This is a genomic window from Epilithonimonas sp. (genome assembly GCF_036780765.1).
In the GTDB taxonomy this organism is placed as follows: Bacteria; Bacteroidota; Bacteroidia; order Flavobacteriales; family Weeksellaceae; genus Epilithonimonas.
Window position 1 is genome coordinate 631,987 of record NZ_DAIQCG010000001.1, and the last position, 22,269, is coordinate 654,255.

24 protein-coding genes and 1 tRNA gene (1 of these 25 only partly in view) are annotated in these 22,269 nt (G+C 35.1%); 13 read left to right on the forward strand and 12 right to left on the reverse strand.

Features of this window, described 5'->3' with window-relative positions; genetic code table 11:
• The 6 genes from V7P73_RS03000 to V7P73_RS03025 form a co-directional block, all read right to left on the reverse strand.
• A tRNA-Val gene (locus V7P73_RS03000) sits at positions 1–21 on the reverse strand (it extends 154 nt beyond the left edge of the window).
• A 50-nt stretch (positions 22–71) separates the two neighbouring features.
• A complete protein-coding gene (locus tag V7P73_RS03005; protein ID WP_333851356.1) occupies positions 72–1,304 on the reverse strand; it encodes a bifunctional folylpolyglutamate synthase/dihydrofolate synthase in 1,233 nt (410 codons plus the stop codon).
• Between the two features lie 53 nt (positions 1,305–1,357).
• The gene (locus V7P73_RS03010) at positions 1,358–2,008 is read right to left on the reverse strand and encodes a hypothetical protein (RefSeq protein ID WP_333851358.1); all 651 of its coding nucleotides are present in this window, start codon (positions 2,006–2,008) and stop codon (positions 1,358–1,360) included.
• Between the two features lies 1 nt (position 2,009).
• Positions 2,010–2,651 carry a MotA/TolQ/ExbB proton channel family protein gene (locus V7P73_RS03015; protein ID WP_333851360.1) on the reverse strand — a complete coding sequence of 214 codons (642 nt, stop codon included), beginning with the start codon at positions 2,649–2,651 and terminating at the stop codon, positions 2,010–2,012.
• 103 nt (positions 2,652–2,754) lie between these two features.
• Complete coding sequence (locus tag V7P73_RS03020; protein WP_333851362.1) at positions 2,755–3,684, reverse strand: ferric siderophore ABC transporter substrate-binding protein; 930 nt, start codon at positions 3,682–3,684, stop codon at positions 2,755–2,757.
• 74 nt (positions 3,685–3,758) lie between these two features.
• Positions 3,759–4,217, reverse strand: a complete 459-nt coding sequence (locus tag V7P73_RS03025; RefSeq protein ID WP_333851363.1) for a hypothetical protein — start codon at positions 4,215–4,217, stop codon at positions 3,759–3,761.
• A gap of 215 nt (positions 4,218–4,432) precedes the next feature.
• Here V7P73_RS03025 and V7P73_RS03030 point away from each other — a divergent pair, with 215 nt between their 5' ends.
• Both V7P73_RS03030 and V7P73_RS03035 read left to right on the forward strand, forming a co-directional pair.
• Positions 4,433–6,229 (forward strand): DUF885 domain-containing protein, encoded by a 1,797-nt coding sequence (locus V7P73_RS03030; protein ID WP_333851364.1) that lies wholly within the window; start codon positions 4,433–4,435, stop codon positions 6,227–6,229.
• A 4-nt stretch (positions 6,230–6,233) separates the two neighbouring features.
• Positions 6,234–6,830, forward strand: coding sequence for an HPP family protein (locus V7P73_RS03035; RefSeq protein ID WP_333851366.1), 597 nt, complete (start codon positions 6,234–6,236; stop codon positions 6,828–6,830).
• On the opposite strand, the gene nth is transcribed toward V7P73_RS03035, so the two are convergent.
• Positions 6,827–7,453, reverse strand: a complete 627-nt coding sequence (nth, locus tag V7P73_RS03040; protein ID WP_333851368.1) for an endonuclease III — start codon at positions 7,451–7,453, stop codon at positions 6,827–6,829. The two genes, V7P73_RS03035 and nth, sit on opposite strands and share 4 nt — an antisense overlap.
• Positions 7,454–7,488: 35 nt before the next feature.
• Here nth and bcp point away from each other — a divergent pair, with 35 nt between their 5' ends.
• Positions 7,489–7,935 carry a thioredoxin-dependent thiol peroxidase gene (gene bcp, locus V7P73_RS03045; RefSeq protein WP_313098474.1) on the forward strand — a complete coding sequence of 149 codons (447 nt, stop codon included), beginning with the start codon at positions 7,489–7,491 and terminating at the stop codon, positions 7,933–7,935.
• Between the two features lie 82 nt (positions 7,936–8,017).
• Here bcp and V7P73_RS03050 read toward each other — a convergent pair whose 3' ends face one another.
• The 4 genes from V7P73_RS03050 to V7P73_RS03065 form a co-directional block, all read right to left on the reverse strand.
• Positions 8,018–8,497, reverse strand: coding sequence for a GyrI-like domain-containing protein (locus tag V7P73_RS03050; protein ID WP_333851372.1), 480 nt, complete (start codon positions 8,495–8,497; stop codon positions 8,018–8,020).
• Positions 8,487–8,960: a GNAT family N-acetyltransferase gene (locus V7P73_RS03055; RefSeq protein WP_333851373.1), complete on the reverse strand. Its 474-nt coding sequence runs from the start codon at positions 8,958–8,960 to the stop codon at positions 8,487–8,489. The genes V7P73_RS03050 and V7P73_RS03055 overlap by 11 nt, the downstream gene beginning before the upstream one ends.
• Before the next feature lie 48 nt (positions 8,961–9,008).
• Positions 9,009–10,079, reverse strand: coding sequence for a calcium:proton antiporter (locus tag V7P73_RS03060; protein ID WP_333851374.1), 1,071 nt, complete (start codon positions 10,077–10,079; stop codon positions 9,009–9,011).
• A gap of 108 nt (positions 10,080–10,187) precedes the next feature.
• On the reverse strand, positions 10,188–12,320 hold the full coding sequence (locus tag V7P73_RS03065; RefSeq protein WP_333851376.1) for a S46 family peptidase: 2,133 nt from the start codon (positions 12,318–12,320) through the stop codon (positions 10,188–10,190).
• A gap of 165 nt (positions 12,321–12,485) precedes the next feature.
• Here V7P73_RS03065 and V7P73_RS03070 point away from each other — a divergent pair, with 165 nt between their 5' ends.
• The 10 genes from V7P73_RS03070 (at position 12,486) to V7P73_RS03115 (ending at position 21,758) form a co-directional block, all read left to right on the forward strand.
• A complete protein-coding gene (locus V7P73_RS03070; RefSeq protein ID WP_333851377.1) occupies positions 12,486–12,923 on the forward strand; it encodes an META domain-containing protein in 438 nt (145 codons plus the stop codon).
• Between the two features lie 64 nt (positions 12,924–12,987).
• The gene (locus tag V7P73_RS03075) at positions 12,988–13,398 is read left to right on the forward strand and encodes an OsmC family protein (protein ID WP_333851379.1); all 411 of its coding nucleotides are present in this window, start codon (positions 12,988–12,990) and stop codon (positions 13,396–13,398) included.
• Between the two features lie 111 nt (positions 13,399–13,509).
• Positions 13,510–14,721, forward strand: coding sequence for a GTPase HflX (gene hflX / locus V7P73_RS03080; protein ID WP_312422976.1), 1,212 nt, complete (start codon positions 13,510–13,512; stop codon positions 14,719–14,721).
• 62 nt (positions 14,722–14,783) lie between these two features.
• On the forward strand, positions 14,784–16,058 hold the full coding sequence (locus V7P73_RS03085) for a cation:proton antiporter (protein ID WP_333851381.1): 1,275 nt from the start codon (positions 14,784–14,786) through the stop codon (positions 16,056–16,058).
• Positions 16,059–16,071: 13 nt separating this feature from the next.
• Positions 16,072–16,701, forward strand: coding sequence for a chloramphenicol acetyltransferase (locus V7P73_RS03090; protein ID WP_333851382.1), 630 nt, complete (start codon positions 16,072–16,074; stop codon positions 16,699–16,701).
• Positions 16,701–17,417, forward strand: coding sequence for a DNA alkylation repair protein (locus tag V7P73_RS03095; RefSeq protein ID WP_333851384.1), 717 nt, complete (start codon positions 16,701–16,703; stop codon positions 17,415–17,417). Before V7P73_RS03090 ends, V7P73_RS03095 begins: the two co-directional genes overlap by 1 nt.
• A 42-nt stretch (positions 17,418–17,459) precedes the next feature.
• Positions 17,460–18,128 (forward strand): hypothetical protein, encoded by a 669-nt coding sequence (locus V7P73_RS03100; RefSeq protein ID WP_333851386.1) that lies wholly within the window; start codon positions 17,460–17,462, stop codon positions 18,126–18,128.
• A gap of 9 nt (positions 18,129–18,137) precedes the next feature.
• Positions 18,138–20,192, forward strand: coding sequence for a DUF4836 family protein (locus tag V7P73_RS03105; RefSeq protein WP_333851388.1), 2,055 nt, complete (start codon positions 18,138–18,140; stop codon positions 20,190–20,192).
• Positions 20,193–21,410 carry a hypothetical protein gene (locus V7P73_RS03110; RefSeq protein WP_333851390.1) on the forward strand — a complete coding sequence of 406 codons (1,218 nt, stop codon included), beginning with the start codon at positions 20,193–20,195 and terminating at the stop codon, positions 21,408–21,410.
• A gap of 3 nt (positions 21,411–21,413) precedes the next feature.
• Complete coding sequence (locus tag V7P73_RS03115) at positions 21,414–21,758, forward strand: DUF6122 family protein (RefSeq protein ID WP_333851392.1); 345 nt, start codon at positions 21,414–21,416, stop codon at positions 21,756–21,758.
• A gap of 120 nt (positions 21,759–21,878) precedes the next feature.
• Here V7P73_RS03115 and V7P73_RS03120 read toward each other — a convergent pair whose 3' ends face one another.
• Positions 21,879–22,262, reverse strand: coding sequence for a group III truncated hemoglobin (locus V7P73_RS03120; protein WP_333851393.1), 384 nt, complete (start codon positions 22,260–22,262; stop codon positions 21,879–21,881).
• Positions 22,263–22,269 lie beyond the last annotated feature (7 nt).

The window sequence follows — 22,269 nt, forward strand, 5'->3', positions numbered from 1 at the left end:
AACCAACTGAGCTAAGAGCCCGCAACGTGTTACCGTTTTGAGTGGTGCAAATATACAACTTATAACTATATTCACAAATTTTTTTCTAAAAAATCTCCGACTACAAAGTTGCTTCCGCCAACAAAAATCATTTCGTATTCTTTACAATTCTGTTTTGCAGCAAGATAGCCAGCTTGGACGGAATCAAAAATTTTAAAATTAAGATTCGATTTTTTTAATAAATCTTCATAATCTTCCGGATGTCTTCCTCTGTCAACGCTTGGTTTTACAAAATAGAACTGAGCTTCGGAAGGTAACATTGGAATCACATTATCGATTTTTTTGTCATTCACAAATCCTAGAATGATATGTTTTTTTTGTGAATATTCATTGAGTTGTTTGAAAACTTCTTCCAAACCAGCTTGATTGTGGCCTGTATCACAAATTGTCAACGGTTCTTTTGAAAACTCAAACCAACGTCCGATGAAGTTTGTGTTTTGATGAACATTCAAAAGTCCAGATTTTAGATTTTCATTAGTAATATTAATTGCTTGATTCCTCAATTCATTAACCAAAGCCAAAACTACCAGGATATTTTTTTTCTGATAATTTCCTTTTAAATCTGAAACTAAATCAGTTTTAATACCAGTTGCGTCGATAAAATCAGCTTTAACTTCGAAGGCTTTTTGTTTAATGATTTCTTTTACAACAGGATTTTCATCTCCCGAAATTATCGCAATATTTTCTTTGATGATTCCAGCTTTTTCAAAAGCGATTTTTTCAATCGTATCGCCTAAAATATTCTGATGGTCGAGTTGAACATTTGTAATTGCTGAAACTAAAGGTTTGATGATATTGGTCGAATCCAATCGTCCGCCCAAACCAACTTCGATAATTGCAAAATCAACTTTTTGCTGATGAAAATATTCGAAAGCCATTATCGTCGTAAATTCAAAAAAAGAAGGACGAATATCTTCTGGTAAATGTTTCAGTTTTTGGATGAAATCGTAAACAAATTGTTTATCACAATTCTTTCCATTGATTTTGATTCTTTCCGTAAAATCAATCAAGTGTGGCGAATTGTAAAGTCCTACTTTATAACCAGTTTCCTGAAGAACCGAAGCCAACATATTGCTTGTAGAACCTTTTCCGTTGGTTCCTCCAATATGGATTGTTTTGATTTTATCCTGTGGATTTCCGAAAAAATCACATAATTTTTTGATGTTATCGAGTCCCGGCTTGTAGGCTTTTTCGCCATCAATTTGGTAATTCGGAGCCTGAACAAAAAGCCAATCTACAGCTTCCTGATATTCTTGTGAAGTCATATTTCAAAATGAAATACAAATTTAAAAATAAGGAGAATTAAAAAGAATAAAATCTAAAAATTAATCGTGTAAGTTCCCTGAGAAATATTCTGAGATTTTTTGGCTTTCACATATTGTTTTGTCCAAATCACGGCGGCTGTGATGTTACAACCATCTTTTATTCCGCTACTTCGTCCGGCATTGGTCACATTTCCAGCTTTGTCAATGGTAATGAACATCACCAACTGACCTTTGGTTTTGCAATTGTGCGAAGGTAATTTTCCTGCTTTTCCCATTGTTCCAGGAATAAAGCCTGTTAAAATTCTGTCTTTCCCGATTTTAGTGATTTTATCGTTCTTAGAATCAGAATCTGTCACTCTGAGCGGAGTCGAAGAGTCGTCTTTTTTAGCGAGTTTCTTATCTTCTTTCTCAGTTTTTGGTGTTTCCTTCTTTTCTTCTTTTACAGCAGGCGTTTCTTTTGCTAGAGAAACTGTATCTGGAGGTAAAACTTCCACATCTGGAACATAGATTTCAGGTTTTACAATAGAATCTGCTTTGGGTTCTTCTATTGGTTTTGCAGTTTCTACAATAACAGGTTTTGGTTGCTTGGATGCTTTGTAGTAAAGAGAATTGAACGAAAACAAAAGCACAAAAAATAACAATGCCACTACGTAAAACGCAATCGGCAATCCGGATAATTTTTTTGTTCTTCTTTGGAATTCCATCTTAAGAAGGTTTGTTGATGATGTCTAAAAACTCATTGGTGTGATACTGAATTTTCATCAACAGATAATCAACTTTTCCAACCAAAATATTATGAAAAATATACGACAAAAATCCAACGATAAGACCAACAGCAGAAGGTGCTAAAGCTTTATAGAAATTAGCAGCTAAAAGATTTTGAGCGACAACAGTATCGGTTTTTGACAAAGTTCCGAAAGTCGAAGCCAAAATCAAAACACCGCCAAGAAGTCCCAACATTGGAGCAGCACCAGAAAGTGTTGCCAAATAATTGATGTTTTTTTCAGCTTTATTAAGTTCTATTTGAGCGTGAGTTTCCATGGCGTTGGCGATTTCGCTCACAGGTCTTCCCAATCTGGAAAGTCCTTTCTCTACACTTCTGGATTCCGGCGAATTATCTCTTCTGCAAAAATCTACAGCAGATTGGATTCTACCGTCATTCAGAAGGTCGTTTACGTTTTTCAGAAGATAAGGGTCAACTTGATTTTCTCTGTTGAGTGCGTATAATTTCTGTCCAAAAAAAACAATGGCTGCAATTCCTGAAAATATAAGTATGATGATAAGAGAAACGCTTATTAAGCCTCCACCAAAAAGGAATTCCCAAATAGAAATATTTTGATTTGCCATAGTTTTGTCTGTTATTTTATAGTTTCAAATTTATGAATTAGTTGATGATTAATCCGAACAGATTATGAATGAATTTACGAAAAAATCATAATTAAAAGGAATTTTAAAAAGTAATCTTATAAGTTCCTTTGGACGAGACATTGGCCGTTTCTGCCTTCACATATTGTTTTACCCAACTTACTGCGGTACTTGCAACGCAAGGGTCAGACACTCCACTTAATCGTCTTGCGGAAGTGACTTTTCCGGATTTGTCAACGGTATATGAAATTGTAATACTTCCGCTTGCAGAGCAATTGTGATTCGGTTGTGTGCCACCTCTTCCCATTGTTCCTGGGATGAATCCGGTTAATTTCCTATCAATTCCGATTAAGCTATTTCCGTCACCATCTCCGCCAAGTGGGTCGCCATAATTTCCCGGTCCAGTTCCGTTTCCTTGTGAGCCGGATTTTGTTCCTCGTCCTTTCAGTAGATTTCCGATTGCGGCATTCCCTTTCCCATCTCCAGTTGAATTTTCTTTTTTGATGTCGCCTTTTGCATTGGTCTTTCCGGTTGTTGTTTTTGTAGAATGAGCAACGGCGGGAGATTTGGCTTTATCATTCACTTTTTTAGTTGCGACAGGTGGATTTTTGGTTCTGGTTGGGATAGGAACAGTATTTTCAGGAATGTCTTTTTCTACTTTTTCTTTTGAAGCTTTAGCAACTTCTGTCACGACTTCTTTTTCTTCTTTCTCTTCAACAATTGGCGCAGGACTTCCTTCTTCCTCTTTTGGCTCTTCGGTGCCTTTTCCATTTCGGTTATCGCCGTAATTTATACGCATTTCTGTCAATTCAACAGGAATGATATTTTCACTATTGACAGCAGTTGTCTTTTTCGTTTTAATAAAAGAAGCTGGAAGAAAAAATAAAATAGAGAACAGGAAAATGCCGACTACCAGAGCTTTGGTAAGCGTAAAATCATAATGTTTGCGGAAAGCGTAAGCGCCGTAAGCTTTATGTCTGTCTTCGAAAATAATATCATCCAGATCCTGATACATTGGCAATGGCTTGTTAGCGTTATAATATTGTTTTTATAACGATTCGTAAATATAAATATTATTTTCTGAAAGAATTAATCGTCAACTTCTATCTCATCTGGACGGAAGTGGCATTTTAATTTGAAGGGAATAGGGTTTTCAGAACCAGTATAGAAATCAGTGATTAGACCTCTCCAAGAAAGCTGAAGGTCATCCGTTTCATTTTTATCAAACTTCAATTCATTCTCGAACAAGAACGCCTCTTCATCATCAAAAAGGTCAACTTCTGTGAAAACTTCATCATCCGTATCTTCAATAATGAACGTTTGTCCTTCTAATTCAGATGTTGTAACAGGAAATTCTATAATGTCTAAAGATAATTGCGGGAAATTGTATTGTAAAGAATCATCGTCCACGTGGTCCAATGAGTCGTTTGTGATAATCTCAACTTCCAAAAAATTCTGTGAGTTGATGTAAACAGATTTGCAATAAGTGCTATCGATGAAATATTTAAGAGTTTCCTCTGGGTGATAAATCTTTAAGATTCCTTTCATTTTAAGGATAATAGATTATTATAAATTTTTAATTGTGCTGAACAAAGATAAAAAATTGAATGAATTTGAAAAATTTTTATTAATTATTTTTGATAATTATCATAAGAACTGCTGCGTCTGTTGATGTTTTGTTAATATAGGATGACCTTGCCCCGCAAATGAGAGGGTGGATTCCTGACTTTAAAATATTATATTTACACTACAAAATTTAAAAAATGAAATTTTTTTACAAAATATTGCTGCTCATAGGATTGTCTATCAATATAATATCCTGTAAAAAAGGAGATTCTCCGATGGTGAAGAATGAAGGATTCAATACTTCTGATTTGGATTCTATTGCGAGTAATTATTATGAAGAATATTTGAAATTATATCCTCTGGAAGCTACTTCACAAGGTGATGACAGATATAATGACCTTTTACCAAATAATCTGAGTCAAGATTTTATCAAAAAAGAAATCGCATTTTATAATTCGGTTCAGAATCAACTGAAATCGATTGACTATAATAGTTTGGATAATGACCAGAAAGTTGTTTTTGATGTTTTGGAATATACATTGATTGACAAACAAGAACGTTATGCTTATCATCCCGAATATATTCCTTTCACACAGTTTGATGGTTTGCCCTTGACTTTTCCGATGTTGGGAAGTGGAACAGGAATTCAGCCTTTCAAAACAGAAAAAGATTATGATAATTGGTTGAAAAGAGTTGATGAATTCCCAATTTGGATGGATTCTGCAATTGAGAATTTTAGATTAGGAATTAAAAATAATGTGGTTCTTCCAAAATCATTAGTCCTAAAAATGATTCCACAAATGAAAGCTGAAGAAATCACGACTTTCGAAATCGATAAAAATATTTTTTACGGTCCTATAAAAAACCTTCCGAAAGATTTCAAACCGGTGACTGCTAACAAATATGCCAAGCTTTACCAAGATGCTATCAAGAATAAGTTGATTCCTGCCTATCTGAAAATGGCTGATTTTTTAGAAAAAGAATATTTGCCAAAAGCTAGAACAACAGATGGTTATGATACATTGCCAAATGGTAGTAATGTTTATGCTTATTATGTCAAAAGCTGGACTACAACGGATAGAACACCGGATGAGATCCATAAAACCGGATTGGAAGAAGTAGCAAGAATCCGTAAAGAAATGGAAAAAGTAAAAGCTCAAGTTGGTTTCAAAGGTTCTCTGGAAGAATTTCTGAATTATGTAAAAACCGACCCAAAAGCGATGCCTTATAAAACTTCGGTAGAAGTATTGGCAGGGTTTCAGTCAATTTTGGATAAAATCACTCCGAAGTTGAAAACGATGTTCAACGTAACACCAAAAACACCTTTCGAAATTCGCCAAACAGAAAAATACCGTGAAGCCAGTGCCAGTGCAGAGTATATCCAAGGAAGTGCCGATGGAAAACGTCCAGGGATTTTTTATATGCCAATTCCTGACCCAACAAAATTCAACGTGACATCTGGAATGGAGTCTCTTTTCCTGCACGAAGCGATTCCCGGACATCATTATCAGATTTCTTTGCAACAGGAAAATACCAAATTACCCAAGTTTATGAGATTCGGTTGGATTGGTGCTTACGGTGAAGGTTGGGCGTTGTATTGCGAATCTTTAGGTTCAGAGTTTGGACTTTATACTGACCCTTATCAAAAAATGGGTTCTTTGAGTGATGAGATGTTGAGAGCAGTTCGTCTCGTTATTGATACAGGAATCCACACTGGGCAAATGTCTCGCGAAGAAGCGATTAAATATTTCTTAAGCAATGTCGCTTATGACGAAGCTGGTGCAACGGCAGAAGTGGAGCGTTATATGGCTTTGCCTGGACAAGCTTTGAGCTACAAAACGGGTGCGATGAAAATCCGTGAACTGAGAAATAAATATCAAAAAGAACAAGGAAAGAAATTCAATTTGGCATCTTTCCACGACGAGGTTTTGAGCCAAGGTTGTCTTCCATTAGAAGTTTTGGAACGTAAAATGGAGCTTTGGGCAAAGAAATAAAAAAATGAAGAAACATATAAAAAGAAGGCTGCGACACACAAGATATATTTTTTACCAAGAAACTTTGGTCGATTTCAAAGACCATTTTTGGTCATTTCTTGGCGCTTTTTTTGGGATTGGATTGATTGCTTTTTTGCAGTCACAACATTTGACCGAGATTGAAAATGTATTTCTGATTGGTTCATTCGGCGCATCAAGCGTTTTGATTTATGGCGCTGTAAATAGCCCTTTAGCACAACCCAGAAATCTGATTGGCGGACACGTTTTGTCAGCTTTAGTTGGTGTTACGGCATATAAATTCTTACCGGATATTCTTTGGTTAAACGCTTCTATTGCAGTGGCTTCTTCTATTGTTGTGATGCAAATTACGAAAACAATGCATCCACCAGGTGGTGCAACGGCTTTGATTGCTGTTCTTCCTGCTGGGAAAATTCAAGCTTTGGGTTATTGGTATGCGGTTTCGCCGGTTTTGAGTGGTGTTTTGATTTTGTTAGTTATGGCTTTGATTTTCAATAATATTCCGAAAGGAAGAAAATATCCGCATCACATCAGGCAAACCAAATATTTCCATATGAGGAGAATGCTGAAGAATAAAAATTAAGTTTTTTCTGGAAACAGAAGCTTCGGAATAAAATCTTTTTCTTTATTTCCTCTCGCTGGCGAATATTCTCTTCCGTAAAAAATAATCTGAAGATGAAGCTTATTCCAAACATTTTCATTCCAAAGATTTTTTGCATCTCTTTCGGTTTCTACAACGTTTTTTCCTGAGGTTAATTTCCATTGTGTCATCAATCTATGGATATGTGTATCAACCGGAAATGCAGGAAAACCAAATCCTTGGCTCATTACAACAGAAGCTGTTTTGTGACCAACACCAGCCAAACTTTCCAGTTCTTCGTAAGTCTGCGGCACTACAGAATTGAATTTTTCCACCAAGACTTCCGCCATTTTTTTCAAGTTTTTCGCTTTGGAATTGGCAAGTCCAATTTCTTTGATGAGTTCCTTGATTTCTTCCACGCTCAGCTTAGCCATTTTCTCAGGCGTATCAGCAACAGCAAAAAGTTTTGGTGTGATTTGGTTCACTTTTTTGTCCGTCGTCTGTGCAGAGAGTGCGACCGCAACCATCAGAGTATAAGCGTCTTTGTGATCCAGCGGAATCGGAACTTCGGGATATAATTTTTCTAATTCTTCCTGAACAATCTGTGCTCTTTGCTTTTTCGTCATTTTGATGCTAAATTTGTAACACAAAAATAGAAATTATGTTGACGGTTGGCGATTCTTTACCAGAATTTATCGGAATTAATCAAGAAGGAAAAAATATCGATTCAGAAAAACTGAAAGGGAAAAAATTGGTTGTTTTCTTTTATCCGAAGGCAAGCACACCTGGTTGTACTGCCGAAGCTTGTAATTTGAGAGATAATTATTCAGTTTTGAAGAAGAAAGGCTATCAATTACTTGGCGTAAGTGCAGATTCTGTAAAGCGTCAGAAAAACTTCAGTGATAAAAATGAGTTGCCATTTGATATCATAGCCGATGAGAATCACGATATCATTGGCAAATTCGGAGTTTGGCAGTTGAAGAAATTTATGGGGAGAGAGTTTATGGGAATTGTGAGAACGACTTTTGTTTTTGATGAAAACGGAATTTGTACTCAGGTGATTGATAAAGTTAAGACCAAAGACCACGCTGCGCAGATTTTGGAATAGAAATTAGCAAAACTTTCTCGCAGATTTTACAGATTTCGCAGATGAAAAACTTGCAATATCTGCCTAATCTGCGAGACTTTTTTTACTTTATCGGAATCCAAATCTCTTCCTCGGCAGAATCATCATTTGGGTTGTAATTGTCATTGAAAATCTCAAAATGAGGTCTGTTGTCAACCTCAAATTGATTTTCTGGTATGAAATTTTGGAAAATATATCTGAAAAGTTCCGGTCCATTTTCCGCTTTTCCTTTGTAATTGAAAACCAAATATTTTCCACTTTCTAATTCGAAGGTTTCAAAATCATTAGGAATATTATCGAAATCAGAAACTTCCGCCAAAGCATATTTTGTGAAAATTTGATTTGGTGTAAAATTCTCAGGATAGATTTGAAGCGAAAATAATTGATTGGAAATTCGGGTAGTAATTTCATTTCTTCTCATCATAAATTTCTTCCACACAATCGGCGTTTTATCATCCTGAAAAGAAGTTGTAATGCTGAATCCAATTAATTTCTTCGGTTCAATGATTTCGATGCGATGAGGCAGGTTGAATTCAATTTTCATAATATCTCAATTTCTCATTATCATCAGGGAAAATGACATATTTCTGGAACTTCAATCCTAGTCTTTCGATTAATTTTTGAGAAGGAATATTTTCATCAGAAGTCATCGCAGAAATTTTTGTCAAACCAAAATTTGTAGCGACCAATTCTTTGAGTTTCGAAGCTGATTCATAAGCAAATCCTTTTCCTTCAAAATCAGGAAAAAAAGAAAAACCAATATCAGGAACCTCGATTCCGTCCCGAAGAAATACACCAACAGCACCGATTTTTTTGTTGAGTTCTTTATGAATCACAACATAATTCCCATAGCCTAACTTTTCGATATGAGGAAGGAAACGATTGGTGATGTAATTTTCTGCCTCTTCTTTCGTACGAAGATTCCGGTCACCAATATGTTTGATGAATGATGGTAAATTATACAATTCCAGAAAGAAATCTGCATCGTCCAAGTCTGCGAGTTTCATTTTTAATCTTTCGGTTTCGAAGGTTTTCATTTACCAAAAATATAAAATTTAAGGTACGATAACAGTAAAAATATAAGCGAAGAGATTTACCAAAAGTACAACGCCGTAAAGAATGTTGGTTTTTCCTCGGTTTAAAGATAACATCACGGTGTAAAGTGACAATGCCAATAAAACCATTGATTTGATGTCGAGTCCGAGTAATAATGGCATTTCGTAAATAATAGAAACTACCGCAACACAGGGAACTGTCAATCCAATACTGGCGATTGCAGAACCTAAAGCTAGATTAAGACTCGTTTGAAATTGATTTCTTCTTGCTGCTTTTATCGCTGCCATTCCTTCTGGTAAGAGGACAACAGCTGCAATGATTACCCCGACTAATGCTTGTGGAGCTCCGAAATTATGAACCATGTTTTCGATTTGAGGGGATAATGCTTTTGCTAAAAATACCACAACGCCCAAACAGATAATCAAAAAAATCAAACTCATTGTACTTTCGAGGTTGGTTGGCGGCTCTGCGTGTGGTTCGTCATCGTTTTCCGGAAGAAAGTAATTTCTGTGTCTCACTGTTTGAACCATCAAAAATGTACTATAAATCACGAGAGACGCTAAGGAAAAGAATATGAGTTGCGTTTTACTAAATGTTGCTGAAAGTTCACTGGTTGTATAATTTGGTAAAATCAAAGTCATTACGACAATCGCAACGAGACTTATTAAAGCCATATTTCCAGAAGTTCTGGCGAAGAATTGTTCTTTGAATTTGATGCCACCAACTAAAAGACAAGCACCAAGAATTCCGTTTAAAATTAACATTACTGCGGCAAAAACCGTGTCTCTTGCGAGCGTGTGGGTTTCTTTTCCTCCGGCTATCATTAATGAAACAATTAATCCAACTTCCAGAACTGTAATGGCTATTGCAAGAATGATGGTTCCAAAAGGTTCACCTACTTTATGGGCAACAACTTCTGCGTGATGAACAGCGCCTAAAACAGATGTAATTAACAAAACACCACCTAACACAGCCAATAATGGACTGTCATCTGTAACGCCAAGCAGATAGTAAATTAATGATAATAATGGGAAAATGAAAGACCAATGAAGTAAGGATTTTAAACTCATAAAAAATGATTTCTCTAATTTACAAAAAAATACTGAAAATGGTTTCCAGAAATTTGAGCAACAAAAAAGCCACCAAATATTGGTGGCTTTCAATATATTAATGATAAATTATTTTACCAAAGTTAACTCGCTGATTAATCTAGTTGCACCAGCATATTTGTCGATTACCCAAAGTACATAACGAACGTCAACGTTGATTGTTCTCTGTAAGTTTGGTTCGAAAACAATATCGCCACTCAAAGCTTCGCTGTTTCCATCGAAAGCAAGACCGATAAGATTTCCGTATCCATCGATGATTGGAGAGCCAGAGTTACCTCCTGTGATATCATTATTAGACAAGAAGTTGATCGGCATAAAGCCAGCCTTGTCTGCATATTGACCATAATCTTTTTTCTTCGCTAGATCTAGCACTTTTTTAGGAAGGTCAAATTCTTCGTCGCCTTTTTTGTATTTGGCAACCATACCATTGATGTCGGTATAATAGTTTTCTTTGATTCCTTTATAATTTCTGTCTTCTCTTACAGGAAGTGTTTCGATTGTCCCGTAAGTTAATCTCATTGTAGAGTTAGCATCCGGATAGAATTTTTTCTCAGGCTGAGCTTTTCTAAGTCCGTCTAAGAAAAGTCTGCTGTTTTTAGCAAAGTTCTCATCAACTTTAGAATATTTTTCCAATCCTAATTTTTGGTCTTCAACAATTCCGTTGGCGAATTGTCTCAATTTATCAGCATCGATTTTCAATCTGTCAGGATTTTCTACAAAAGCCAAAGCCGATTTTTTGTTAGCAAAAACAGACTCGTAAGCCAAAGTTGAAAGATTGTTCACATCTGCAGCCAAAATCGTTGGAGAAGCAAATTCTTTAGCCACTCTTGTTTTGTAAAGAGAAGCAAGAGAGTTTAACATTTCGCCTTCAACGTTATCGTGGAAACCGTCGTAAGCTTTATCAACTGCATCAAGAACTTTAGTTTTCATAGCTGCTTTTCCAGCTTCGTCTTGGTCAGCGTAAGTTTTGAAAAGACTTCCTAATTGGTAAGCTGTTGCGATATAATGTGCATTTCTTTGTAGAATTCCACCGTAGTTTCTTTCTACATTTCTTCCAGAAACTTGATTATAATAAGATTTTATTTCTGGTAAAACGCCATAATAAGTTTGCTCATTTGGAGATTGAGCCGCCCATTGATTGTAAGTTTGCTCTGTTTTTTGTTTTTCAGCAACCGTGCCGTTTTTCTTAACAGCATCAATAGTTCCCTGTCTGTTTTTCCAGTAGTTGGCAACACTTGCATACTGAGAAGCATAATCTAATTGAGTCGCTTTGTCTTTGTCCATATACTTCTTCATCACGTCCATCGCCACTTTAGAAGCTTCTACCCAAGCCGGATAATCTTTGTCCACCATTTGCTCGATACCGAAAGAAGTCAAATAACGGTTCGTTCTTCCAGGGTATCCAAGAATCATTGTGAAATCTCCAGGCTTGTAACCTTTAAGAGAAACAGGTAAATGATGTTTTGGCTTCAAAGGAACGTTGGTTTCAGAATATTCTGCAGGATTACCGTTTGCATCTGCATAAGCACGGAAAACTGTGAAATCTGCAGTGTGTCTTGGCCATTCCCAGTTATCTGTATCGCCACCGAATTTTCCTAAAGATGAAGGTGGAGCTCCAACCAATCTGATGTCTTTATAGTCTTGATAAACAAAATAATAGAACTCATTCCCATTAAAGAAATCTTTTACAACAACAGTGTATTTTCCGTTTTCAGAATTTTCTGTTTGGATGGCTTTATATTCTGCATCGATAACGGCTTTTCTATCAGCTGCAGACATATTGTTATTTAATTTAGCATTGATTCTTGCAGAAACGTCATCCATTCTTACCAAAAATCTTACATATAAACCTTTTGCATTGAATTCTTCATTTGGTTTCATTGCCCAAAATCCGTTTTTCAAATAATCTTTTTCTGGTGTTGAAGCAGCTGCTACAGCATCATAACCGCAGTGGTGGTTAGTAAAAATCAAACCTTGGCTAGAAACCATTTCGCCAGTACAGAAACCACCGAAACTCACGATAGCATCTTTCAAACTGGAATTGTTGACAGAATAAATTTCCTCAGGAGTCAAATGCAGTCCTTCTTTCTGCATATCTACGCCGTTCAGACGTTTTACAAGCATCAGAAGCCACATTCCTTCGTCGGCTTTCATTTGAGCATAACCCAAAATAAGGGTCATTACTAGTAACATTTTTTTCATAGGTAAAAAATTATTAATTCTAAATGAAGGTCGCTGAATTAAGTTTTGAAGTAAATCAAATTCAATCAAAGCGATTACATTAAGACTTATTTTAATGGGCTAATTTAATGATTATTTTAAATCTAATGGTATGAATTTGGTAGAGATATTGTGTAAATTTAAAAAATGAAATTTCTCAAATCAATCGGTGTTTTATCATTATTAATGCTTTTGTTAATTTCTTGTAATTCATCAAAAAAAGTGTCAGAATCAATGGGAAATATTAACCGAAAATGGATGTTGGTTGAGTATAATGATTTTACCAAAGCAGAATTAACAAAACTCGAAGCCAATATCGATTTGACTAAAAGAACAGAAGCTCCTGATCAATATGGTGCAAAAATGGGTTGCAACGGGATGTTTTTCACTGCTGAATTTGATAAAGGAAAAGCCAAATTTTCTGGTGTTGGTTCTACAATGATGTATTGTGAAGGAAGGATGAAACTGGAAGAACAATTCGGAAAAGATTTGCCGAATATGAATCAGTATAAAATTGAAGGACATTTCTTAACTTTAACAGACGGAAAATCAACAATGAAATTTGTGGCTGCAGATTGGGATTGAGAGAAGATTCAAGATTAAAGTCAAAAGATTCAAGAATTTAAAATATTACAAAAAATACTTACTTATGAAAAGAAGTGCAAAAGCTGTTTGGAAAGGAACAGTAAAAGACGGAAGCGGTGTTCTGACAACACAAAGTACAACGCTTAATGAAACTCAATATTCCTTCAAAAGTAGATTCGAGGAAGGAGTTGGAACTAATCCGGAAGAATTATTGGCGGCGGCTCACGCGGGATGTTTTACAATGAAAACTTCAGCGCTGTTGTCAGAAGCAGGTTTTATTCCAGAATCTTTAGAAACAGATTGTGAAATCTCTTTGGTTGACGGAAAAATCACGTTGTCTGAATTGACTTTGACTGCAAAAGTTCCTGCAATCTCAGAAGAAGAATTCCAAAAAATTGCCAAAGATGCCAAAGAAAATTGTCCTGTAAGTCAGGCTTTCAGTTTTGAAAAATCGTTGACGGCGACTTTAGTTTAATTTGAAAATTCAATTTTAAGTTAAAACCGAATTATAGAAAACCAAAGATATTCTTTGGTTTTTTTGTCTAAAAATAGTATCTTGTGAGAATCAGAAAATTATAAATTTTAAATGTTAGAAAAGAAAGAACATCAGTACGAAAGAGCGGTTTTGGTAGGTGTAATTACCCAAAATCAGGATGAGGATAAACTGACAGAATATATGGACGAATTGGAGTTTTTGGCTTTCACGGCTGGAGCTACAGTTGATAAAAGATTTACTCAAAAATTGTCTCAGCCAGATTCCAAAACTTTTGTGGGAAAAGGAAAAATGGAGGAGATTCGTGATTACGTGAAAGAACACCAGATTGGAACTGTGATTTTTGATGACGAATTATCGCCTTCTCAGTTGAAGAATCTGGAGCGTGATATGGAAGTCAAAATCTTAGACAGAACCAATCTTATCCTCGATATTTTTGCCCAAAGAGCCCAAACTTCTTACGCAAGAACTCAGGTGGAATTGGCTCAATATCAATATCTTCTTCCTCGATTAACTAGAATGTGGACTCACCTTGAGAGACAAAAAGGAGGAATCGGGATGCGTGGTCCTGGGGAAACGGAAATCGAAACCGATAGAAGGATTATCCGCGACAGAATCACGTTGCTGAAGGATAAATTGAAAGTCATAGACAAACAAATGGGAACCCAAAGACAAAACCGTGGCAAAATGGTGCGTGTGGCTTTGGTTGGTTACACTAACGTTGGAAAATCTACGTTGATGAACGCTTTGTCAAAATCTGACGTTTTTGCTGAAAATAAATTGTTTGCAACGCTTGACACAACTGTGAGAAAAGTCGTGATTGGAAATCTTCCTTTCCTTTTGACAGATACGGTTGGTTTCATCAGAAAATTGCCGACGCAGTTGGTAGAATCTTTCAAATCCACTTTGGATGAGGTTCGTGAGGCAGATTTGTTGGTTCACGTTGTCGATATTTCTCACGATAGTTTCGAAGACCATATTGCGTCTGTTAATCAGATTCTTCAAGAGATTGATGCGCATCAGAAACCGATGATTATGGTTTTCAACAAGATTGACGATTTCAGTTATGAGAAGAAAGATGAAGATGATTTGACACCTTCATCCAAAAAGAACATTTCCTTGGAAGAATGGAAAAAAACTTGGATGGCAAAATCAAAATATCCAACGGTTTTCATTTCTGCGCTTAACAAGCAGAATTTCCCAGAAATGAAAAAAATGATTTATGATGAGGTTCACAGACTCCATATCTCTCGTTTTCCTTACAATGATTTCTTGTTCGAATATTTTGATGATGAGGAAAATTAAATTTTAAACTTAAATTAATGCTAAAGCAAACAATCATCAACCAAAAATCATCAGCTAAATAAATGGAGTTATATTACTCATTTTCAGTCTTAATCGTTCTAGCGTCTTTATTCGCATATATCAACTATCGTCTTCTCAAATTACCGAGTACAATCGGGATAATGGTGATTGCGATTATCGTTTCCGTAACGTTGGTTGCGTCGGGCGAAAATTTCTTACCGAAAACCACAACTCATTTAACTGAGCTTGTTCACAGTTTAGACTTTACCGAAGTTCTAATGGGCGCAATGTTGAATTTTTTATTATTTGCAGGAGGAATCCACGTCAATATCAAAGATTTAAAAGAGCAATTTGGCCCTGTTGTGATTTTTTCTACAGTTGGTGTGATTATTTCAACTTTTGCGGTGGCTTTTGGAACATTTTATCTTTTGCCATTAGTCGGTATTCAGATGCCATTTATCTACTGTTTAGTTTTCGGAGCACTGATTTCTCCAACTGATCCAGTTGCGGTTCTCAGTATTTTGAAGCAGGCCAAAGTTTCAAAATCTTTGGAAACCAAAGTGGCCGGAGAATCTTTGTTTAATGATGGTATGGCGGTCGTTGTTTTTACAGTTGTTTTACAAATTGCCATCGGAAAAGAAATCAATTTGAATGTCGAAAATATCGGTTTGCTTTTGCTTCGTGAAGCAGGTGGAGGTTTGCTGTTGGGAGTTCTTCTCGGATATACGGCATCGAGAGCAATGCGTGTTGTGGATGATTATATTATTTCCGTACTTATCACATTATCAGTAGTTATGGGCGGCTATTTGATCGCTCACGAGATGCATATTTCTGCACCTTTGGCTATGGTTGCTGCCGGATTGTTTATGGGGAACTTCAGCGAAAGCTTCAAAATGAAATCCGAAACGCAAGATTATTTGATCAAATTTTGGGAATTGATTGACGAAATTATGAACGCGGTTCTATTCCTATTTATTGGTTTTGAATTGTTGTTAATCAAGGATTTAAATGAATATTTAGTAGCTGGCGGAATTTGTATTATGATTGTTTTGTTGGCGCGTTGGGTTGCGATTTTTGTTCCGACCAAATTTATGGCTTTCAAATATCGATTTAGTCCGCAGACAGTCAAAGTTTTGGTTTGGGGCGGCATCCGCGGAGGCGTTTCTATTGCTCTGGCTTTGTCAATTCCTGTGAATGAGTACAGTCAGATAATCATTAGCATTACTTATTGTGTAGTTGTATTTTCTATTATAGTGCAGGGATTGACAATTGCTAAAGTGGCGAATCCTAAGAAAATTGCGACGGAGGAAAAAATATTAGAAGAAGAAATTCATTAATCTAAATTTAGAAATGAAAATTATTGATGTAGAAAACTGGAAAAGAAAAGAACATTTCGAATTCTTTTCCGGTATGAAAAGTCCTTATTTTGGAATCGTTACAGAAGTTGATTGTACCGAAACTTATCAATTAGCCAAAGAAAACAGTGAATCTTTCTTCGCTCATTATCTTCATAAATCGATGAAGGCAATTAATTCCGTTGAGGAATTTGGTTATCGAATTGTGAATGATGAAGTTATAGCGTTCGACATTGTACATGTTGGTTCCACGATTGCCAGAAATGACGGAACGTTTGGTTTCTCTTTTTTCGAATACTCTGTTGATTTTCAAATCTTTAACCAAAATTTGCAAAAAGAAATTGATGAGGTTCAAAATTCTACTGGATTAAGAATCAGAAACGAAGAATTACCACCGAATCATATTCGACACTCGACAATGCCTTGGACCAATTTTACAGGTCTGCTTCATCCGACAGATTTTGACCCAAAAGAATCGATTCCTAAAATTGTCTTTGGAAAATTCAGCGAGAAAAACGGACGGAAAATGTTGCCAGTTTCTGTGGAAGGACATCACGGTTTGATGGATGGTTTTCATCTTGCGAAGTATTTGTCAGAATTTCAGATGCAACTTAATTTGAAGTAATGACTTTAGCAAAAGTAGTTGCCAAAGTATTGGCGGATTTAGTAATTCCCGGAAAAGCCGAGATTATGCAAACTTTTTTCAAAACTAGAAAAGGCGAATATGGCGAAAATGATTTGTTTATCGGCGTAACTGTGCCTGACCAAAGAAGTGTTGCAAAGGAATTTTATAAAACAATTACTCTGGATGAACTTAGCGAATTGCTGTCTTCGAAAATCCACGAACATCGTTTGACGGCTTTGCTGATGTTGGTTTACAAATTCGAGAAGACTAAAGATAAAATCGGGCAAAAAGAAATCATTGATTTTTATCTGAAACATACAAAACACATCAACAATTGGGATTTGGTTGATACATCGTGTTATAAAATTTTAGGCCGATATTGTTTTGAAAATCAAGACTCTAAAATCTTAGAAAAATTATCTGATTCCAAAAATATGTGGGAAATGCGAATGGCGATCGTGGGAACAATGCATCACATCAAAAAGGGACAATTTGAATTAACGAAAAACTTCGCTCTCAAAAATCTGAAACATCCACACGATTTGATGCACAAAGCTAACGGCTGGCTTCTTCGAGAAATGGGAAAAATGAACGAAAAAGAACTATTGAATTTTCTCAATCTTCATTATAAAGAAATGCCAAGAACTTGTCTCCGATATGCAATAGAAAAGCTGGATGAGGAACTTCGACAAGATTATTTAAAAGGAAGGATTTAAAATTATAAAAATTATCTTTGTTAACAACCAACTTCAATTCCTGTGAAAAATCTGATTAAATATTTCGCTCTGTTCATCACTTGCATTAGTTTGACAAGCTGTTTTGATATTATAGATAAAATGATTCTCAAAGCCGACGGAAGCGGAGAGTATTCCATCATTTTGAATGCAAGCAAAAGTAAAACCCGTTTGCAATCTATCTCAAAAATGGAAACGATTAATGGCAAAAAAGTTCCTAAAAAATCGGAGATAGAAAGCAAGCTGAAAGAAGCTTCAGAAATATTTAAAACTGTTCCGGGAATCAGTCAAGTGAAAACGTCTTTTGATGCTGAGAATTATATTATTAAGCTGAGCTGTAATTTCAAAAAGATTGAAAATATCAATGCTGGCTTAGAAAAACTAAAAGCCAAAAATATCATTGGAAAGTCTATCCCAACTCAATTATACAAGAATAATGTTACTGAGAAAATATTCGTAAGAAATAAGATTAATTCTTTCAAAAACGATTACAACAAACTCAGCAGTGCGGATAAAGAGGTTTTCAATAATGCGACTTACACATCTATTTTGCAATTTGAAAATGTGATTAAGTCTCAGACTAATAATACTTATGCCATTTCGCCGAATAAAAAAGCTTTAAAAATTAATAGCAATATTTTGGATTTTGTACTTGAAAAAAAGCAGGTTCAGAATACCATTTCATTACAATAAAAACTACATATGAAAACAGTTTTACACCAATTCCAGATTCTATATTTCCTTTTGCTGGGTTTCTTTTTTGCCAATTCTCAGAGCAAAAATGAAATTCCTAAGAATGCATTTTTTTATATGGAAATCAATTCCAAACAACTCAACGAAAAAGTAAATTGGAACAAACTGAATCCGATTTTGCAAGACTTGAACGAGAACAATCAGGAAAAGCCAACTTGGAAAGATTTCTCCAACATCGGAATCCAGAATGATGCGAAACAATACCATTATTTTTCTAGTTTCAATGATTCTGTGAAGGCTTACACAGCGCATTTTATTCTTCAGGATTCTAAGAAATTTCTAGAATTCATCAACGTTTCTGCTAAAAAGGAATTGGAAGTGACGAAAAAAGATAAATATTCTTACGTCAATCTCAATGACGAAACTTTTGTCGCTTGGAATGACAAACGTGCGGTTATTACAGGCGTAAGTTATACCAAAAATTCCTCTCAAACTATTTGGAGTAAAGACATTATCGATAGTGCAGAGGTAGATTTTAAATTAGATTCTATTGCTGTGAATGTTGATTCAATAGCTACGACATTGGACTCGGCTTATACGGAAGTCGAAAAACCATTTAATTACAAAGAAGAAATCAAATATCTAAAGGAAGAAATCAAATATCAAAAAGAAGATATCAAGGAACATAACGCGAAAATTGTGCGTCTCCAAAAAGATATCAAGTATCTCGAAAAACATCATCAATATCCGCCAAAACCAAAAACGGAAGAAGCTGTTGAAAGCGAAGAAGTTGCTTCTGCAAAACCAACGGAAGAATATGATGAAGAAGCGGAGGATTTGGCTTACAAAAAAGAAATGGATTCTATAAAAGCGGAAGATTTTAAGATTATAAAAGCTTTTGCTGAAAGGGAATTTGATAAACATTTCGATGCCAATTTTGAGATAGAAGTTCCAAAGGAAATGGTTGCGTTTCAAGACCCAAAATCTGATATTTTCATCTATACGAATTACGGAGAAGTCTTCAAAAACGGACCATATAAAAAGTTGTTGAGCCTCTACAGTTACGGAAGTCTTTTGGATAATCTTTACAATTCCAACTCAACTTACAATGTTTATTTTGAGAAGAATAAATTAAGATTTGTCAACAATTATCAACATAGAAATAAAGAAGCTCAGAAGAATATTTCAGCAGTTTATCAAGGCAAAAAGAATAAGAAATTGATGTCGTTGATTCCGGATAAAAGTATCGGTTATTATGCGATTAATGTCGATGGATACAAATATTTTGATATGTTATACAGTTTGTTCGAAAGTAGTAATGACAACGAAAAATATCAAAAAGAAATCGGATTAATTATCGAAACAGTAAAAATCGTTCTGGATGAAAAAGCTATTTCTAAAATCGCTCCAGGAAGCGGAATTTTTGTTTTGAATGAACTTAATACTAAAAAAGTAGAGTACACAGATTATGAGTTTGATGAGAACTTCAACAGCAAGGAAATCAGAAAAACCAAAGATATAGCAGTTCCGGATTTCACTTTTGCTTTTGCGACGGATAATGATGATTATTGGAAACGTATTTTCGATGTGTTGACTTCTAACAAAGAATTGGCGCAGAAATTTGGAAAAAATGGAGAAATCTATTACCTGAAAAAAGACCCGAAAAACAGCAGTTATGTGGATCAAATGTTCTTCACGGTAAAAGACGGAATCGTTTACCTGACAACATCTCTTGCTAATTTAGCTCCAGAAAAACAATCCGGAATTTCTGAAAAATGGGCAAAAGAAGCTTCTAAAAATTCGCAGTCAGGAAGTTTCAATATGCAGAGATTGATGAACGGGTTGGAAAAAGAATTCAAAACTTTGCCGGAACAAAAAGCGCTTAACCTTTTCAGAAAAAATGCAGGTGATTTTGATTTCAAAACCAATGTGAAAGGCGAAAGTATTGAAACAGAATTCAATTATACAACACCCAATTCCTCGGAAAACAGCTTGATGTATTTCTTTGACCTTTGCAATGATTTAATTAAAATAATGGAGCCAGCGAAACCAACCTCATTTTAAATGAAGAAAAGAACAGTCTTCTTTTTACTGATTTTAATTGTCGGAATTACCGTTTTTTTTCTGTGGTTTCGCAAGGATAAAGAACTGAAATCTATTCCGAAAAATGCAGATGCTGTTGTTTTGATTGATGTTAAAGAAGTTTCAAAACAATATTTTTTGACTTGGATAAAACATCCTTCTCAATGGTTTGGAAAATCAAGTTCTCAACATAAAAATAATGGTTTAATCATTCCAGATTATATCCAGATTTTCCATTTGAAAGATTCTAATTTTGCTGAATGGTACAGTGTTTTTGAGATTAAGGATAAAAATAGTTTGATTGAATTTTTGACAAAAAAAGGCTTCAAAATTTCGAAAAAAAATATTTATACAAAAGACATTTTTTCAATAAAAATTGAAGCTTCGAAATGTGTTATAGGATTTTCGAGATCGAATTTTGAGACTAAAGTTCAGATGATTCTTAATTCTAAAAATAAAGTGTTAAACGCTGACCAATTCATTAATAATTCGATTGCGAGCGTGTCTTATTTTGGAAAATCTAAAATTCGCAAGTTTGCGATCAATCTGAATGATGACAATATCGAAATCAAAACTAAATCCGTTCAGGATGTTTTCTCATCACAAATCTCAGATTTGGACAAACAAACGCAATTTTTGAAATTGAAATTAGATTCTAAAAATGCTAAAATCATTTCAGGATTATTCAATGAAAAGCTGACTGATTCTATCAATATCAATTCTGTTAGTGCGATTTCAGAATTAGAATCTGTTAATGATAAGATTGTGAGTTATGCTTATGATGATAATTTCAATGAAGTTGAAAAAGTTAGCTATCAGAAGTTAGTACAACCAAATTATAAGATTAATTTACAAAGCCCAGAAGCCGAAAAACTTTGGTCTTATTTTCAAGATAAAAAGTGGATTAATGAACAAAATCAGTTCACAGCAATTCCATTTCAACCCAATGTAATCAAGAAAAATTCAAATGAAATTTCGATTCAATCCACTCGGAAAAACATAGATTTTGGAGACTCGCCATCTGGAAGTTTTGTATTGCTTAAAAATAATTCATTATTAGTGGGTTTATTAAAAGTACTTTCATCCTCTGACAAAAAATCAATTTCAAAAGTAGATTATCTTTTTTATGGCAACAAGGGAAATTATTATTACCTGAAACTTCAGTTTAAAAAAGACAAATTACCAATCATATTACGCTAGAAAATGAACTTTTCTGATTTTATAACATTAAGAACAATAATCCATTATTTTCTGCATTTTGGTTTTCCAATTGTGCTGGCTTTTTTGTTCTTCAGAAAAGACTGGAAAAGAGCTTATTTCATAATGCTCGCGACAATGCTCGTAGATGCAGACCACTTGCTTAGTACACCGATTTTCGCACCTAACAGATGCAGTATCAATTTTCATCCGCTTCATACCTATTGGGCGATGGGCGTTTATTTTCTGCTGTTATTTTTTAAAGGCGTTCCAAGAATTATTGGTGTTGGTTTACTCTTTCATATGTTGACGGATTGGATAGATTGCCAGATACATAATTTGAATTTTTAAAATTATTGGGGCAGCTTAATCCGCCTTCCGCTCCCAATCTTTTCACTCCACTACGTTGCGTAAAAAGGATTTCCGCTCAAGTCGGGCTGCGTGCGATTCAACGTTTAGAAGTATGATTTATTAATCGATGTTTCTCGCATTCGACATTTTAAAGCTCATAATTCTGGCGATATTCAACGCTCTTGCAATGGCATTTTCAGCATTTTCGCCTTCAAAATTATCGTGAACTGTTTTCTCCCAAATCTGTAACCAACGGTTAAAATGTTTCTCTTCCAACGCAGCAACATCATTGATTGGAAAATGCTTCGCCATTGGATGACCTTCATAAACCGGATTTCCCAAAAGAATACTTTCCCAAAAATTATACATTTTCGGAAGATGTTTGCTAAGGTCAATCTTTGCAACATCTGTGAAAAAGAATCCAATTAAATCATCTTTAATAACTTGGTCATAGAATTCTTTTACAAGAAACTCAACATCTTCTCTGCTTGTAATATCTTTCATAATTCGA

What these genes read in the sequence shown, in the direction of transcription:
- V7P73_RS03005 (WP_333851356.1), bottom strand. Translation starts at nt 1,304, where the DNA reads ATGACTTCACAAGAATATCAGGAAGCTGTAGATTGGCTTTTTGTTCAG.
- V7P73_RS03010 (WP_333851358.1), bottom strand. Translation starts at nt 2,008, where the DNA reads ATGGAATTCCAAAGAAGAACAAAAAAATTATCCGGATTGCCGATTGCG.
- V7P73_RS03015 (WP_333851360.1), bottom strand. Translation starts at nt 2,651, where the DNA reads ATGGCAAATCAAAATATTTCTATTTGGGAATTCCTTTTTGGTGGAGGC.
- V7P73_RS03020 (WP_333851362.1), bottom strand. Translation starts at nt 3,684, where the DNA reads ATGTATCAGGATCTGGATGATATTATTTTCGAAGACAGACATAAAGCT.
- V7P73_RS03025 (WP_333851363.1), bottom strand. Translation starts at nt 4,217, where the DNA reads ATGAAAGGAATCTTAAAGATTTATCACCCAGAGGAAACTCTTAAATAT.
- V7P73_RS03030 (WP_333851364.1), top strand. Translation starts at nt 4,433, where the DNA reads ATGAAATTTTTTTACAAAATATTGCTGCTCATAGGATTGTCTATCAAT.
- V7P73_RS03035 (WP_333851366.1), top strand. Translation starts at nt 6,234, where the DNA reads ATGAAGAAACATATAAAAAGAAGGCTGCGACACACAAGATATATTTTT.
- nth (WP_333851368.1), bottom strand. Translation starts at nt 7,453, where the DNA reads ATGACGAAAAAGCAAAGAGCACAGATTGTTCAGGAAGAATTAGAAAAA.
- bcp (WP_313098474.1), top strand. Translation starts at nt 7,489, where the DNA reads ATGTTGACGGTTGGCGATTCTTTACCAGAATTTATCGGAATTAATCAA.
- V7P73_RS03050 (WP_333851372.1), bottom strand. Translation starts at nt 8,497, where the DNA reads ATGAAAATTGAATTCAACCTGCCTCATCGCATCGAAATCATTGAACCG.
- V7P73_RS03055 (WP_333851373.1), bottom strand. Translation starts at nt 8,960, where the DNA reads ATGAAACTCGCAGACTTGGACGATGCAGATTTCTTTCTGGAATTGTAT.
- V7P73_RS03060 (WP_333851374.1), bottom strand. Translation starts at nt 10,079, where the DNA reads ATGAGTTTAAAATCCTTACTTCATTGGTCTTTCATTTTCCCATTATTA.
- V7P73_RS03065 (WP_333851376.1), bottom strand. Translation starts at nt 12,320, where the DNA reads ATGAAAAAAATGTTACTAGTAATGACCCTTATTTTGGGTTATGCTCAA.
- V7P73_RS03070 (WP_333851377.1), top strand. Translation starts at nt 12,486, where the DNA reads ATGAAATTTCTCAAATCAATCGGTGTTTTATCATTATTAATGCTTTTG.
- V7P73_RS03075 (WP_333851379.1), top strand. Translation starts at nt 12,988, where the DNA reads ATGAAAAGAAGTGCAAAAGCTGTTTGGAAAGGAACAGTAAAAGACGGA.
- hflX (WP_312422976.1), top strand. Translation starts at nt 13,510, where the DNA reads ATGTTAGAAAAGAAAGAACATCAGTACGAAAGAGCGGTTTTGGTAGGT.
- V7P73_RS03085 (WP_333851381.1), top strand. Translation starts at nt 14,784, where the DNA reads ATGGAGTTATATTACTCATTTTCAGTCTTAATCGTTCTAGCGTCTTTA.
- V7P73_RS03090 (WP_333851382.1), top strand. Translation starts at nt 16,072, where the DNA reads ATGAAAATTATTGATGTAGAAAACTGGAAAAGAAAAGAACATTTCGAA.
- V7P73_RS03095 (WP_333851384.1), top strand. Translation starts at nt 16,701, where the DNA reads ATGACTTTAGCAAAAGTAGTTGCCAAAGTATTGGCGGATTTAGTAATT.
- V7P73_RS03105 (WP_333851388.1), top strand. Translation starts at nt 18,138, where the DNA reads ATGAAAACAGTTTTACACCAATTCCAGATTCTATATTTCCTTTTGCTG.
- V7P73_RS03110 (WP_333851390.1), top strand. Translation starts at nt 20,193, where the DNA reads ATGAAGAAAAGAACAGTCTTCTTTTTACTGATTTTAATTGTCGGAATT.
- V7P73_RS03115 (WP_333851392.1), top strand. Translation starts at nt 21,414, where the DNA reads ATGAACTTTTCTGATTTTATAACATTAAGAACAATAATCCATTATTTT.
- V7P73_RS03120 (WP_333851393.1), bottom strand. Translation starts at nt 22,262, where the DNA reads ATGAAAGATATTACAAGCAGAGAAGATGTTGAGTTTCTTGTAAAAGAA.